11 protein-coding genes are annotated in these 14,576 nt (G+C 55.5%); 3 read left to right on the plus strand and 8 right to left on the minus strand.

Annotation, left to right across the window (positions count from 1 at the left end):
• Positions 1 to 52 precede the first annotated feature (52 nt).
• The 5 genes from HMPREF7545_RS04130 to ileS all read right to left on the minus strand — a co-directional run bounded on the left by HMPREF7545_RS04130 (position 53) and on the right by ileS (position 5,705).
• A complete protein-coding gene (locus HMPREF7545_RS04130) occupies positions 53 to 505 on the minus strand; it encodes a dCTP deaminase/dUTPase family protein (protein WP_006694423.1) in 453 nt (150 codons plus the stop codon).
• 79 nt (positions 506 to 584) lie between these two features.
• On the minus strand, positions 585 to 818 hold the full coding sequence (hfq, locus tag HMPREF7545_RS04135) for an RNA chaperone Hfq (RefSeq protein ID WP_006694424.1): 234 nt from the start codon (positions 816 to 818) through the stop codon (positions 585 to 587).
• The gene (miaA, locus tag HMPREF7545_RS04140) at positions 815 to 1,783 is read right to left on the minus strand and encodes a tRNA (adenosine(37)-N6)-dimethylallyltransferase MiaA (protein WP_006694425.1); all 969 of its coding nucleotides are present in this window, start codon (positions 1,781 to 1,783) and stop codon (positions 815 to 817) included. The genes hfq and miaA overlap by 4 nt, the downstream gene beginning before the upstream one ends.
• Entirely contained in the window at positions 1,780 to 2,457 is a 678-nt protein-coding gene (locus HMPREF7545_RS04145) for a metal-dependent hydrolase (protein WP_006694426.1), read from the minus strand. The genes miaA and HMPREF7545_RS04145 overlap by 4 nt, the downstream gene beginning before the upstream one ends.
• A 128-nt stretch (positions 2,458 to 2,585) precedes the next feature.
• The gene (ileS, locus tag HMPREF7545_RS04150; protein ID WP_006694427.1) at positions 2,586 to 5,705 is read right to left on the minus strand and encodes an isoleucine--tRNA ligase; all 3,120 of its coding nucleotides are present in this window, start codon (positions 5,703 to 5,705) and stop codon (positions 2,586 to 2,588) included.
• 220 nt (positions 5,706 to 5,925) lie between these two features.
• Here ileS and HMPREF7545_RS04155 point away from each other — a divergent pair, with 220 nt between their 5' ends.
• On the plus strand, positions 5,926 to 6,912 hold the full coding sequence (locus HMPREF7545_RS04155) for a phosphatase domain-containing putative toxin (protein WP_006694428.1): 987 nt from the start codon (positions 5,926 to 5,928) through the stop codon (positions 6,910 to 6,912).
• Between the two features lie 52 nt (positions 6,913 to 6,964).
• Here HMPREF7545_RS04155 and HMPREF7545_RS04160 read toward each other — a convergent pair whose 3' ends face one another.
• The 3 genes from HMPREF7545_RS04160 to HMPREF7545_RS04170 all read right to left on the minus strand — a co-directional run bounded on the left by HMPREF7545_RS04160 (position 6,965) and on the right by HMPREF7545_RS04170 (position 11,536).
• Entirely contained in the window at positions 6,965 to 8,866 is a 1,902-nt protein-coding gene (locus HMPREF7545_RS04160) for a fructose-bisphosphatase class III (protein WP_006694429.1), read from the minus strand.
• Positions 8,867 to 8,927: 61 nt separating this feature from the next.
• Positions 8,928 to 10,469 (minus strand): ABC transporter permease/substrate-binding protein, encoded by a 1,542-nt coding sequence (locus HMPREF7545_RS04165; RefSeq protein WP_006694430.1) that lies wholly within the window; start codon positions 10,467 to 10,469, stop codon positions 8,928 to 8,930.
• 110 nt (positions 10,470 to 10,579) lie between these two features.
• Positions 10,580 to 11,536 carry an alcohol dehydrogenase catalytic domain-containing protein gene (locus HMPREF7545_RS04170; RefSeq protein WP_211204985.1) on the minus strand — a complete coding sequence of 319 codons (957 nt, stop codon included), beginning with the start codon at positions 11,534 to 11,536 and terminating at the stop codon, positions 10,580 to 10,582.
• Between the two features lie 142 nt (positions 11,537 to 11,678).
• Here HMPREF7545_RS04170 and HMPREF7545_RS04175 point away from each other — a divergent pair, with 142 nt between their 5' ends.
• Positions 11,679 to 13,037, plus strand: a complete 1,359-nt coding sequence (locus HMPREF7545_RS04175) for an HAD-IC family P-type ATPase (RefSeq protein ID WP_040571209.1) — start codon at positions 11,679 to 11,681, stop codon at positions 13,035 to 13,037.
• Positions 13,038 to 13,203: 166 nt separating this feature from the next.
• Complete coding sequence (locus HMPREF7545_RS04180; protein ID WP_040571210.1) at positions 13,204 to 14,574, plus strand: cytochrome ubiquinol oxidase subunit I; 1,371 nt, start codon at positions 13,204 to 13,206, stop codon at positions 14,572 to 14,574.
• Positions 14,575 to 14,576 lie beyond the last annotated feature (2 nt).

Below are 14,576 nucleotides of genomic sequence, written 5' to 3' on the forward strand. Positions count from 1 at the left end.
TTTATCGTTATTATAAATGAGTTTCGTTTTCCTGTCAAAAAATCCGCAGATACTACTGCCCTGTCGACCCAAATCCGCCTGCACGCATCTCGCCGCATCCGGCAGCATCGCCGTCCACTGTCAGATATTTCGTGAAGATCCCCTGCGCGATACGTTCTCCCGCCGAGATATGCACGGAATCCCCGCCGTAATTGTAGAACGGAATGAAAATATGGCCCTCGTTCTCCATATTGCCGTAATAATCTGCATCAATGACGCCCACGCTGTTCATCAGCATAAGATGCTTCTTGAGTGCCGTACTCGACCGGATGTAGATGAGCAGCACCTCATCCTTCTGCATATATGCCTTGACTCCTGTCGGTACAAGGGCACATTCCCCGGATGCGATATCCACATCGGCCGCAGAGGCGAAATCATATCCCGTACTGGCCCCTGTTTTTCGCTCCGGCAAATGAATGCTCGCCGCTTTGTATACCGATACAACTTCAAATCCGCGTGTCTTCATAACCTTCCTTCCCTCCTGAAACGAAAAAAACGCCGCGCCGAATCATATCATTCAGTGCGGCAGCATATCAGTTCCTGTATTAAGATTCCTCGATCAATGCCTTTACCGGCTGTGCAGGAGTAATGGTCGAGACAGCGTGTTTGTAGATCATCTGCTGCTTCCCCAAGCTGTCCACAAGGATAATGAAGCTGTCAAAGCCGCGCACCGTCCCCTTGATTTGGAAACCGTTGACGAGATGTATCGTTACCGATATGCCCTCTCTGCGCACCTGATTGAGGAAATTGTCCTGCAGATTGATAATTTTTGCCGTCACGCCTGAGCGCCCCTTTCTCTTTCTTCCTTCCATGCACGCACATCTGTGAGGATGTGCTGCAGGAGTTCCGTCTTTGTCAAGGCATCTGCATCATACCAGCGAATATAGGGCATCCGCCGATACCATGTAAGCTGTCGCTTGGCAAAATGCCGCGTCGCCTTCTGGATGGCGTCAACCGCCTCTGCTTGGCTCATCTCTCCGGCGAGATAAGCGGCAGTCTCCTTATAGCCGATGCCCTTCATCGCAGGTGCATCGCGCTGCACGCCGCGCGCAAGGAGCCCTGCTACCTCGTCTGCAAGCCCCGCCGCAAACATTTCCTCTGCGCGCGCGTTGATGCGCTCATAGAGACGTGCACGTTCCCGCGTGAGTCCGATGACAAAGGCATCGTAGGGCGTATCTCCGCCCGCAAGCGCACTCTCCTGTGAAATCCGCTCTGCACCGTAGCGTATGACCTCAATTGCACGAATAACACGCCGGAGATTATTCATGTGCAGGCGCTCCGCCGCACGGGGATCACGCTGTGCAAGGAACGCATGCACACGCACATTTCCTCTCCTGACGGCAATGCGCTCCATTGCACGGCGAAAGCAGGCATGCTCCTGCGTCTCGTTGAAGTCGTAGCCCTCGACGAGGGCCTTGATATAGAGCCCTGTCCCGCCGACGATGAAGGGCAGACGGCCCTCACGCTCATGTGCCTGCACGAGTTCGGAGACCCGCATCACAAACTCCGTTACGGAGAAGGATTCGTCCGCGTCCAGCACATCCACGAGATGATGCCGTACGCGCATGAGCTCCTCTTTCGTCGGCTTTGCACTGCCGATATCAAAGCCGCGGTAAAGGAGCATGGAATCGCCCGAAATGATATCGGTGCCAAGTTCCTCTGCAAGTCTCAGTGAAAGTTCCGTCTTACCCGCCGCTGTCGGTCCGAGCAGAACGAGAAGGGGCAATTTCTGACGGGTTGTCAAAGCTCAATCGTTTCGCCGGGAGCAACGATATTTACATGTGCACGCGTCATTGCCTCCGTGACCTCCTTATAGCGGTTTACCTCCTGTGCGATGACCGGCCACGTGTCGTAGTGGATGGGGATGACATGGCTCGCATTGAGCCACTGTGCTGCCTGCGCTGCATCCTCGAGCCCCATTGTATAGTTGTCGCCGATGGGCAGGACGGCATAGTCGATCGCATCCTTGCGGCCGATCAGCTGCATATCGCTGAAGAGTGCCGTATCGCCGGAGTAATAGACGACCTTGTCGCCGATGTAGATGACAAAACCGCACGCGATCCCGCCGGCAACCCCTGCACTGTGCTGGGCAAACGTCATCCGCACCTTGCCGAAGGGCAGGTCAAGCGAACCGCCGGTGTTCATCGGATAAGACTGGATCGCGGAGCACGCCTGGCTCTCACACACACTGATGACCTCGGGGATCGCGACAATCGCCGCGCCTGTACGCGCCGCAATCGACGGCGCGTCACCGAGATGGTCTCCGTGCGCATGGGTAAGCAGGATGAAATCGCACTCCACATCGTTCGCCGCAATGCTCGCGGTCGGGTTTCCCGTCAGAAAGGGATCGACAAGCACCTTATGTGTTCCGTCATCGAGCAAAAAAGCCGCATGACCGTAGTAGCTGAATTTTACCATGGCGATCACTCCCTCAACTCCACTGCTGGTTATTATTGTTTATTATACGATATGTCGGAACAATGTCAATAGAAAAGCCGTTTGGTCCACAATATGCGTGGACCAAACGGCTTTTCATTCCGGTGTGATTATGCGATGCTCAGTGTGAGCTTTTCTCCATTGATGTTCCAGTCCTTGCTCGTTCCTGCAGGTGCATCGTAGGAAACACTGTCAGCGAGCGTGACCGTACGGATAAACTCCTCATTTTTCGCAGCAATCTCCATAAGCTTTGCGTTGCCCGAGAGATCAAGCACGATATGGTCCGTCACCTCAAGACCGCATTCTTTGCGCATCGTCTGCACCTTGCTGATGATCTCGCGGACAAAGCCCTCCTCGATCAACTCCGGCGTAAGCGTTGTCGCGAGCGCAACCGTTACGTCACCATAGCTCTGACAGTTATACCCCTCCTGCTGCGAGACGGTCACCTCGACATCCTCCGAGGTAAGCGCAACAGCACCGTCTGCAAGGCTCAGCGTATAGCTGCCGTCCCTTGCAAGCGCTTCTTTCACCGACGCGCCGTCGCTCTCCTCAAGGGCCTTCTTGACTGCGCCCATCTGCTTGCCGACCTTCGGTCCGAGAACGTGAAAATTCGGCTTCACATGGTAGGCGAGGAAGTCCGACATATCGTCACGGAAGGTCACCGTTTTGACATTCAGTTCATCTTCGATGATCTTAACGAAGAATTCCGGCAGCGTGTGCCCTGCCTTGACAAACATATCGGCGACAGGCTGGCGGTTCTTGATGTTCGACGCATTGCGTGCTGCACGCCCGAGCGTGACGACTTCGAGGACGATCTCCATATTCTCCTCAAGCGCCGGATCGATCCACGCTTCGTTCACCGTTGGGAAATCCGCGAGATGAACGGAGATCGGCGCGTTTTCATCGACCGAGCAGACAAGGTTGCGGTAGATGCTCTCCGTGATGAACGGCACCATCGGCGCCGCTGCCTTCACCGTTGTCACGAGCGCTGTATAGAGGGTCAGGTAGGCGTCTACCTTATCCGGTTCCATCCCCTTTGCCCAAAAGCGGCTGCGGCTACGGCGCACATACCAGTTCGAAAGTTCTTCGACGAAGGACTGCAGCGCCTTTGCCGCCTCCGTCACGCGATAGTTTGCCAGGCAGTCGTCCACCGTGCGAACCATCGTATTCAGGCGGGAGAACACCCAGCGATCCATAACTGAGAGGCGGTCATAGTCAAGCGTATGCTGCGTCGGATTAAACGCGTCGATGTTCGCATAGAGGACATAGAACGCGTACGTGTTCCAGAGGGTCCCCATAAACTTGCGTGCGCCTTCCTGTACCGCATCATCAGAGAATCGATTCGGCAGCCACGGGGCGCTGTTCTCATAGAAATACCAGCGGATCGCGTCCGCGCCGTGGCGGTGTAGGGCGTCCATCGGTTCGACCGCGTTCCCCTTGGATTTGCTCATCTTCTGCCCGTTCTCATCCTGCACGTGGCCGAGGACGATGACGTTCTTGTACGGGCTCTTGTCAAAGAGCAGCGTCGAGATCGCAATCAGCGAATAGAACCAGCCGCGCGTCTGATCGACCGCCTCAGAGATAAAGTCCGCCGGGAAATATTTCTCGAAGACTTCCTTATTCTCAAATGGATAGTGCCACTGTGCGAACGGCATCGAGCCGGAGTCGAACCAGCAGTCAATGACCTCGGGCACGCGGTGCATCTCCCCGCCGCACTCATGGCACTTGAACGTGATCGCATCGATGTACGGACGATGCAGTTCGATGTCTGCGGGGCAGTCCGGCTGCAGGCTGCGCAGCTCTGCGATAGAGCCGATCGCATGCTCGTGTCCGCAGGAACATTTCCAGATGTTGAGCGGTGTCCCCCAATAGCGGTCGCGGCTGATGCTCCAATCCTGCACATGTTCGATCCAGTTGCCGAAACGTCCGTCGCCGATCGTCTTTGGGATCCAGTTGACCGTGGCATTATTCGCGACGAGCGCATCGCGCACAGCCGTCATCTTGATGAACCACGAGGCGTGTGCGTAGTAGATGAGCGGCGTGTCGCAGCGCCAGCAATGCGGATAGCTGTGGGTGAATTCGGGTGCCTTGAAGAGTTTTCCGCTCTTTTCGAGGTCGTCAATGATCAGCGGGTCGGCATCCTTCACAAAGACCCCCGGCCAATCCGTCTCCTCCGTCATCTCGCCCTTGTCATTGACGAACTGGACGAACGGCATATTGTACTTCCGGCAGACGCGGTTGTCATCCTCGCCAAAGGCCGGCGCCGTATGGACGATGCCCGTGCCGTCCTCGGTCGTGACATAGTCGTCGCAAATGACGAAGAAGGCGTTATCCTGCACATCTTTTGTCGCAAAGGGATAAAGCGGCTCGTACTTGCGGTACTCGAGTTCGCTGCCCTTCATTCTCGCAAGGATTTCGTGTTCCTCCGGCGAATCGGAGAATACGCTGTCCATCAGCGCCTCGGCAAGATAGTAGACCTCACCGCGGGCGCGTACCTTCACATAGGTCACATCCGGGTTTACGCACAGCCCGAGGTTCGACGGGAGTGTCCACGGCGTCGTCGTCCATGCAAGGAAGTACGCGTCCTCATCTGCCGCCTTGAACTTCACGATTGCCGAGCGCTCTGTCACATCCTTATAGCCCTGCGCAACCTCGTGCGAGGAGAGCGGCGTGCCGCAGCGCGGGCAGTACGGAACAATCTTATGGCCCTGATAGAGGAGCCCCTTCTTCCAGATCTCCTTGAGCGCCCACCACTCAGACTCGATAAAATCGTTCTCGTATGTGATGTAGGGATGCTCCATATCCGCCCAGAAGCCGACGACATCGGAGAACTCCTCCCACATCGCCTTATACGTCCAGACGGATTCACGGCATTTCTTGATGAATGGTTCGATGCCGTACTCCTCGATCTGCTCCTTGCCGTTGATGCCGATCGCCTTCTCGACCTCGAGTTCGACCGGCAGGCCGTGGGTATCCCAGCCCGCTTTGCGGAGCACCTTGCGGCCCTTCATCGACTGGTAGCGCGGCAGCATGTCCTTTATGACGCGCGTCAGTACGTGTCCAATGTGCGGACGCCCGTTCGCGGTCGGCGGCCCGTCGTAAAAGGTGAATGTTTCGCAGCCCTCGCGCTGGTCGACGGCTTGCTGTGCAATATGATTCTCGCGCCAAAAATCCGCAACGGCCTTTTCGCGCGCGGCAAAATTCAGATTGGTATCTACTTTCTCGTACAAAGAAAACCCTCCCGTAGCGTAGTCACGTCATTCTAGCACACGGAAGGGGATTTTTCAAGGAACAGGCGGCATCTGCCCAAGATTTCTCTTGCACCTTTATGCAAAGAGTGCTATAACCAACGATGAATATAGAAAGCACAAATAAAATCCACGCCAATTCGAGCAAAGGTTTTATCAGCGATTCCGAAAGGATCGTCGATTTACACAGCAGAGGGATATCATGTACGCATTCAAACATTTACTCACTGCCCTGCTATTATGCACGCTATGCATCATCCCATACACCGCCTCTTCCGCCGATACGAATGCAGACTACCGGGGTTATGTCTGGCGCATCGATACAACGGCGGGCAATGCGGCGGAGCTGCCGCACAATTTCCGCACGGCGGCATCGCCGTTCCGAACATGGACAGACGCGGCGAAGTTCGGCGTCGACCCGAACTACACTCCCTCTCGCGAGGGGCTAGACGCCCTGCCGCTCTCGGGAAGCGCGGAGTTCTCCGTCCCTGCCTTTCACGCGCTGCTGAAAGACCTGCACACGCGCGCAAAAGCCTCGATCTGTATCGTCGATCTGCGGCAGGAGTCGCACGGCTTCATGAATGGGAACGCCGTCAGCTGGTACGGCAAGCACGACTGGGGCAATATCGGCCGGACGAAGCACGAGGCACTGCGTGACGAGAACATGCGCATTCGCAGTGCACAGGGCAAGGATGTCGTGCTCGCGCACCTCGACAAGAAAAAGCAGCAAAAAAATCAGCAGACCGTCCGCGTCACGGCGGCGATGACGGAGCGTGAGCTGGTCGAGCATGCGGGCGTGCGCTACGTCCGTCTCGCCGTCACCGACCACAAATGGGCAGACCCACAGACCATCGACAAATTTGTCGATCTCGTGAAAAAAATGCCTGCGGACACATGGATGCACTTTCACTGTCAGGCAGGCAAGGGACGCACGACCAGCTTTATGGCGATGTACGATATGATGAAAAATCCCTCCGTCCCGCTGAAGGACATTCTCTATCGTCAGTACCTGCTCGGCGGAGCATACCTCGCCTACGACCCGACCACGCAGCATACACCGACGGGATGGGAGGATGCAGACTACCATCACAAGTCAGAAATGATCGCAAAGTTCTACGACTACGTTCAGCAGAATCACGAGGGCAACTATGCCGTACCGTGGAGTACGTGGCTGAAGAAGAATCCATAAGAGAATAAGAAAGCCCGCACATTGTATTTGATATGCGGGCTTTCTTATTCTCTTACTGCGGCTTGATATGTCCTGTCTGGTAGGCATGCAGGAGCGCATGCAGGTCAGCGATCTCGTCGGCGATCGCGGCACCGCGGTCAGTATCGCGCACGAGGGAGCTGCGCGCCTGCAGCTCGACCGTCTGGGAGACAGACTCGATATCGCGGTTCTCGCGCAGTGCCTCGCGCACATTCGCCACGGTCTGATGCTGGAGGAGGCGCAGCCCGCGTGAGTTGTAGATGAGCGTGTAGCCCGAGATGCCTGTCTTCGCACGGAACGGCGCAGCAAAGCCGCCGTCGATGACGAGTGCACGTCCGTTTGCGCGCATGGGGCTTTCTCCCTTTTTCACCTTGACGGGAACATGTCCGTTGATGATATGCCCCCGTTTCGGATCGAGGCCGAACTCGGCAAGGACTCTCTCGCAGACGGTCTCGTCGTTGATCAGACGAAAATACGGATCGGACGGCTCTTCCCACGTTGACTCATCAGCGATGAAGGAGCGCTCAAACGTCGTGAATGAACGCCCCGAGGTGGGCGCGAGGAGGCCGCACCAGAGGAAGTACATGAAGTCCAGCCCCTCCTGCGTATGCTCATTCCACGCCTCGCGCGCCTTCTCCTCGCAGAAATCGAACCATGCACGTCCGCAGTATTCCTTCCCTTTATATGCGATCGTTCGGAACTCTCCTGTCTCATCCAGCGGAACACAGGCATGAAAGAGCAGATTGCCGTTATAGCACATATACATGCTGCCGCGCTCATACAGATAGTTCACATGGCGCTGCAGCGCCTTGCTCTCAAGGAAATAGGAGCGCAGATCTGCAATGATGTGCTGCTCCTCCTCCGTGAGCTCATAGCAGTCCGCCCCATTATCAATTGTGGGGAAATAGGCACTCTCAAGCTCCACGCGCCGACCATTGCCGAGCGTAACATAGGAGGAGCTGTAATCGATCTTGTCAAGAAGCAGGCGGTCCTCCATCTGAAAGTTCGGATTACGTTGAATGAGCGCTCCCTCGAGTTTGAACATCATCATCGTAACGGCACGCTCCGCCGCCTTGATGGGGTTCTCATCAGGGTAGATGCGCGAGGCAAAGGTCGAGAGCGGACGCAGGCTGATCCCGTAGCCGCGCTCGAGGACATCCGTATTCCGATAGCGCAGTGAGTTGCGAATCACCCCCGCGATGCAAACCTCACTGCCGAGCGCCGCTCCCATCCAGAGCACGTCATGGTTTCCCCATTGAATATCGACGGACGGGTGCTGCATAAGAAGATCGAGAATGCCGTCCGGACGATCGCCGCGGTCAAAGAAATCGCCGACAATATGAATACGCTCGACTGAGAGGCGCTTGATAAGCACGCTGAACGCCTCGATGTAGTCTGCGCCGCCGCCGATCTCCACAATCGTTTCAATCAGCTGTTTATAGTAGTAAAGCTGCGCCTCATCATGCTCTGGACGCGTGTTCATCAGCTCTACGATGACGGACTCGTAGCGTTTCGGGATGTAGTCGCGCATTTTGTTTGCGGGGAATTTCCAACTCATCAGCTTCGTAAGTTCGAGCAGATTTGCCAAATTTTGCTGGTACCAGATCCCGGAGATCTTCCCCTGCACGGTCAGCTGTTCTACCTTCTCGCGCGGATAGTAGATCAGCGTGCAGAACTCTGCCTTCTCCTCATCTGTCATGCGCTCGCCGAAACAGTAGTCCACTTTCTCCTTGATGACGCCCGAACAGTTGTTGAGGATGTGAAAGAACGCGTCGTACGCGCCGTGCAGATCGCTCATAAAGTGCTCCGTCCCCTTCGGCAGCATCAGTTGGGACTGCAAGTAGACGATCTTCTCGTAGACAATCTCCTTCGTCGGATACTTTTCCGCCATCAATCTGAGCACTTTATCCTGTTCCGATGTCATCGGTATCGTCATATCGCTTCCTCCTGCGAAATATTTTCACTCTTCTGCATTCTAACATCGAAACAATTTTATTTCAAATCAATCCGCCTTTTGCACGCAGAAATTCTTCGGCCACCGCACGCGGTTCCCTGCCCTCACTCTCAACAGCGTAATTCATCGCCGCCATCTCCTCGTCACTGATGGTTCCCGTCAGCTTTTCCAGCGCATCACCAAGCTCCGGATGACGCTCGAGCACCTCCGCACGCACGACATTGCCGCAGCGATAGGACGGGAAAAAGTTCCGGTCATCAGCGAGCACGACAGCATCCGCTGCGGCAAGCTGTCCGTCCGTGGTAAAGATGATCATCACGTCGATCTGCCCGTTTGCAAATGCCTGATATTTCAATCCGATATCGAGATCCGTCGTGCGCCCGAATGTTAGTCCGTATGCTTCGCAGAGCGCAGGATAGCCGTCCGCCCGCTCAAAGAAATCATATTCCGCGCCAAAGGTGAGATCGGGCGCGGCGCGGCGCAGGTCGGAATACCTGTGCAGATCGTATTGCTCGGCGATTTCTCGGCGAACGGCAATACCGAACGTGTCGTTGAAGCCGTACATCCCCGCCCAACGCATGTGAAAACGCCGCTCGTATTCCTCTGTGAGCTTTGGAAATAGTTCTTCGCTGTACTTTGTCTCTTCTTTGAGCACCATATTCCATCCGGTTCCCGTATATTCCGGATAGATATCGAATGCACCGCTCTCCATCCCCGGATGGATATTGGAAGTGCCGCCGCCGACGCCGGCAGTAATACGCGCCTCGAGTCCCGTATTATGTTCAATGACCATCTTCAGTATCTCACCCATAATGAGCTGCTCTGTCATCGGCTTCGTAGCAATGTGAACGACATCTGCCCTGGCGAAGAAACCATATGTCACGCTGCTCACCGCAATGAGCACAGCCGCAGCTCCGGCATATGCTATGCGTTTCTTCCCGCACAGTCGCACCGGCTCTGCCATGCGCCGTTCCGCCCACCCCAGTACGCCGTCCACTGCAAGAGCGAGGATGGCAATCAAGAGACTGCCCGCGATTGTGAGCGCCGTATTGTTCGTCGTAATTCCGCGATAGATTGCTACCCCGAGACCGCCTGCACCAATGAACGAGGCAATGCCCGCAAGTGCAATCGTCATCGTCGCCATATTGCGAATACCTGTCATAATAACAGGCATGGCGATTGGGAGCTGAACATGTGTCAATGTATAAAACGCCGAGCCGCCCAATCCGATCGCCGCCTCACGGAGCGAGGACTGAACCTGTGTGAGTCCCGTATGCGTCGCACGTACCATCGGCAGGAGTGCATAGATCGTGAGCGCGATGATTGCCGAACGGTTGCCGATGCCAAAGAAAGGAATGAGAAAGCCGAGCATCGAAATCGACGGAATCGTATAGAGGAAGTTCACTGTCCCGAGCGTGGGTGCCGCCGCCCGTTCATATTTGTGAATAAGAATGCCCGCCGCCCCGCCGAGAACGATGGCAATGCCGATTGCCGCACCTGAAATCCACAGATGCTCGATCATGAGCTGGAGGAAGAACGCACTGCGCTCCGCAAAGATGGAAAGAACTGCATGCAAGAGTTCCATACCGTCCCTCCTTTTCAAATGTAATCTATAATATCACAATAATTTTATTGTATCACAGAAATCAATATAATACAAGAAGCCCCTCCCCATACAGGAGAGGGGTCCGGGTTCTATACGAGCACAACAGCTTTGCCGAGGCCATCACGCCCCTCAAGCCAGCGGTGCGCCTCCGCAGTATCTGAGAGGGTGAATACACGCTCCGGCCGGACGGGAACTTTATATTGTCTGATGTATGCAAACAATTCACTCAGATGCTCCTCACGCACATTACCCGAGTAAAAGGAGGTGAGATAGGCATCCTCCGCAAGATCTCCGATCGGTTCAAATCCCTCCAGATCCCATTTCCCGCCGAGCAGTCCCGTATTGCACAGAATACCGCCGCGCGCAAGATGTTTCATACTGTCCTTCATGACAGCAGGGCCGACCAGCTCGAGAATGCGGTCATACCGTTCATCCGTACGCAGAATGCCGTCCTCTTCAATCACAACATCGCTGTAGCCCGCGGTAAGCATCCGTGTGCGCTGCTCCGCGCGCCGGGTGCTCCCAACAATGTACATATGCGGAAACTGTGCACGCATAAGGCGCAGGAATGCGATGCCGACACCGCTTGCCCCGCCGCGTACGAGGACCGTATATCCGTCCTCGATGCGCAGGTTCTTGAGCGAACCGAACGCCGTGTAATACGTCTCCGGAATCACCGCTAAAATCTCCCACGGCAATTCACTCTGCACAGGATAAATCTGCTCATTCGGCAGCAGTACATACTCCGCATAGCCGCCGTCAAAGGCGCGCCCCATCTCCCCCATCAGTGAGACAACGCGCTGCCCCGCGGGAAGGCGTACTGCGTCCGTCGTCTCTTCTACCGTCCCGACGCATTCGATGCCGAGGATGCGCGGAAAGGAAACGGACGGAGACAGCCCCTGGCGCGTGAAAATCTCCGAATGGTTCACGCCAAAGGCGCGCACGCGCACGAGCGACCAGCCAGCCTTAAGCGCAGGACGCGGGACATCTGTATAAACGAGCTGTTCCGGTCCGCCGGGTTTATATACAACAACCGCTTTCATCATATTTCCTCCCAACGCAGATCTTTTCTTCCATATTATCATCTCATCCGCAAAAATGACAAGCACAGCTCAGGAGTTTGTCTCTTTCCATCTCCTATGCTATAATGCCCCTGTAACAAAGTCGTATGCTAGGAGTTGAGCATCCTTGAAGAATTTTGCCTCAACATTTGTCCATTTTATTGCAAGTGTCGCCTTCGCCGTGAGCGCTGCGGGGTATTGGTATTTCACAGACAATATCTCGATCGAAACGGCGTCCGAGATTTTCCTTGGCGTATTCCTCGCCGCATCACCGCTCCCCTTCATCGTCTCACGATGGCTGATCGCTATGCGCATCAAACGCCGCCTGCACAGCAGCGCCATCGTATGCAGCCGTATGGGCGCGCTGACCGAGCTCCTTCATGTTGATACGATCGCATTCAACCGCAACGGAACGCTCACAGAAGGAAATATATTCATCTCAGGACTGATTCCCGAAGGGATGACGCAGGGCTCTCTGCTGGCGCTCGCTGCCAGTGCCGAACGCGAAGCCGTACATCCGTATGCGCAGGCGCTCTATGATACCGCCGTTCAGCGCGGTCTCCATCTCCAGCGGCACTCGGCGGCACGCGAGGCCGAAAGTCTCGGCGTTGAGGCGCTCATTGCGCGCACGCCCGTCCGCGTTGGAAAGAAGGAATGGCTACAGGAGGAGAACATCGAGATCAGTGCCGCTCTCCTCACGCGCGCCGATCAGCTCGCGACGAGCGGACAGTCGCCGCTCTTTGTCAGCTCGAGCAAGTATGCGCGCGGCATCATTGCCGTACGTGACGATGTGCGTGCAGAGGTAAAACGCACGCTGCAGCAGCTGCGTGAACGCGGTCTCTCTCTCGTTCTCCTCACGGGCGAGACAAGGCGTCTCGCAAATGCGACGGGCAAGGAACTCCGCATCAGTGAGATACGTTCTGATCTCACAGGCACGGATAAGGCACGCGAAATCCGGCTGCTGCAGTCACGCGGCGCCGTCGTCGCGATGGTCGGCGATCCAATGTCGGATCAGGCGGCGCTGCGCGCAGCAGATATCAGCATCGGCTGTCCCTCCTCTCTGGAGGAGCCGCCTGCTTCTCCGGAAGAAGATGCTCCGCAGGATCCGCTGCACGAAGAACTTCTGCGTGGTCCGAATGAAAATATTTCCGCTGAAGAACGCGAGCTGCTGCTGCCTGCCGAGAACGCCGCTTATTTCGAGTCACATCCGCTGCACAAACAAAGCTGTTCAGCGGACTTTACGCCGGATATCATGCTCGATGCGGCGGGACTTCCGAGTCTCGTCGCTCTCTGGGATACGTGCAACGCTGCACGTTCACGCGCAAAGCAAAATCGCTGGCTGAGCATCTTCTTCCTCCTGCTCTTTGCACCTGCCTCTGCGGGCCTTCTCTCCTTCCTCGGCGCTCCGCCTCTCTCCTATCCGTTCGTCGCGGGCGCACTGCTTTTGCTGATGCTCCTGCTCATTATGAATGCACTTCGTGAATGAGTTTAACTAATATCCATTCCTAAATAATTGAAAATATCATTCTAACTTGTATTTCATTTTAACCTATGATATAATTCACCGAACCATGACCTTTTGTCCAATTTTCGGGGCAAAAGCAGGGGCTGTGATTATATTGTGGGTTCTTTATTTTGGGAGGGTTTTGGGAATGGAAGAAGTGTTGCTGTCACGATGGCAGTTCGCAATCACAACCGTCTATCATTTTCTCTTCGTCCCCGTCACGCTCGGCATGGCGATCTTTGTCGCTCTGCTCGAGACGTGCTACGTGAACACGAAGAAGCCGGAGTGGAAGAAGACCTGCCGGAAGCTTTTGCATTTCTTCGGCACACTCTTTCTCATCAACTTCGCGATGGGTGTCGCCACAGGGCTTGTGCAGGAGTTTCAGTTCGGCATGAACTGGTCGGAATACTCGCGCTTCATGGGCGATATCTTCGGCGCACCACTCGCACTCGAGGCGCTGACGGCGTTCTTCCTCGAGTCGACGTTCCTTGGCATCTGGATGTTTGGCTGGGACAAGCTTTCTGAGAAGGCACACTGCGCATGCATCTGGCTCGTTGCCATCGGCAGCAATCTGTCTGCCTTCTGGATTCTCGTTGCCAACTCCTTTATGCAGCATCCTGTCGGATATACGATTGCCAACGGGCGTGCGGAGATGGCGAGCTTCACCGAGCTGATTACAAACCACTATATCCTCGGCGAACAGTCACATACGCTCTTTGCAGGCATCACAACGGCAGGCTTCGTTATCATGGCAGTCTCCGCATGGAAGCTGCTCCACGATGAAGAGTCTCGCTATGCATTCACGCAGGCGATCAAGGCCGGTGCAGTCTACACGATCATCGGTGTTTTCGGCGTCATCCTCAGCGGTCATTTCCACACGCAGTACCTCGCACAGGCAAGCCCGATGAAGCTCGCAGCAATGGAGGCACTCTGGGAGACGGAGGATCCTGCTCCGTTCGCTGTTCTTGCCTATCCGAATATGGAAAAGGGCCAGAACGATTTTGAGATCACGATCCCCTATATGTTCACCATCATGGTGCATGACAATATCAAGGGTGAGGTGCGCGGCATCAACGACCTCCAGAAGGAAGCCGTCCAGAAGTACGGCCCCGACGACTACCGTCCGCATGTAACGATGCTCTTCTACTCGTTCCGTGCGATGGTCGGCGCAGGCTTCTTTATGGTGCTCGTCTCACTCGTGGTATTCTATCTCTCGAAGAAGGACAAGATCCTCTCGTCCAAGGGACTCCTGCGCGCGCTCCCCTGGCTCGTTGTCGTTCCCTTTATCGCCAATTCCTGCGGCTGGATTGTCGCAGAGATGGGCCGTCAGCCATGGATTGTCATGGGCCTGCAGAAGACAATGGACGGCGTCTCGCCGAACCTCAGTGCGGCCGAGATCATGTTTACGATGATCGGGTTCACGGTCCTCTACCTGCTGCTCATCATCACGGCGCTTTACATCGCCTTCCGCTTCATCCGCCGGACGCAGATTACACCTGCCATCGAAGGAGGGAAGTAAAC

Source organism: Centipeda noxia ATCC 43541 (genome assembly GCF_000160555.1).
Taxonomy (GTDB): domain Bacteria; phylum Bacillota; class Negativicutes; order Selenomonadales; family Selenomonadaceae; genus Centipeda; species Centipeda noxia.

Bases quoted from the DNA above. Each gene is read 5' to 3' on its own strand.
- HMPREF7545_RS04130 (WP_006694423.1), bottom strand. From the start codon at position 505: ATGAAGACACGCGGATTTGAAGTTGTATCGGTATACAAAGCGGCGAGC.
- HMPREF7545_RS04145 (WP_006694426.1), bottom strand. From the start codon at position 2,457: ATGGTAAAATTCAGCTACTACGGTCATGCGGCTTTTTTGCTCGATGAC.
- HMPREF7545_RS04155 (WP_006694428.1), top strand. From the start codon at position 5,926: ATGTACGCATTCAAACATTTACTCACTGCCCTGCTATTATGCACGCTA.
- HMPREF7545_RS04160 (WP_006694429.1), bottom strand. From the start codon at position 8,866: ATGACGATACCGATGACATCGGAACAGGATAAAGTGCTCAGATTGATG.
- HMPREF7545_RS04165 (WP_006694430.1), bottom strand. From the start codon at position 10,469: ATGGAACTCTTGCATGCAGTTCTTTCCATCTTTGCGGAGCGCAGTGCG.
- HMPREF7545_RS04170 (WP_211204985.1), bottom strand. From the start codon at position 11,536: ATGATGAAAGCGGTTGTTGTATATAAACCCGGCGGACCGGAACAGCTC.
- HMPREF7545_RS04180 (WP_040571210.1), top strand. From the start codon at position 13,204: ATGGAAGAAGTGTTGCTGTCACGATGGCAGTTCGCAATCACAACCGTC.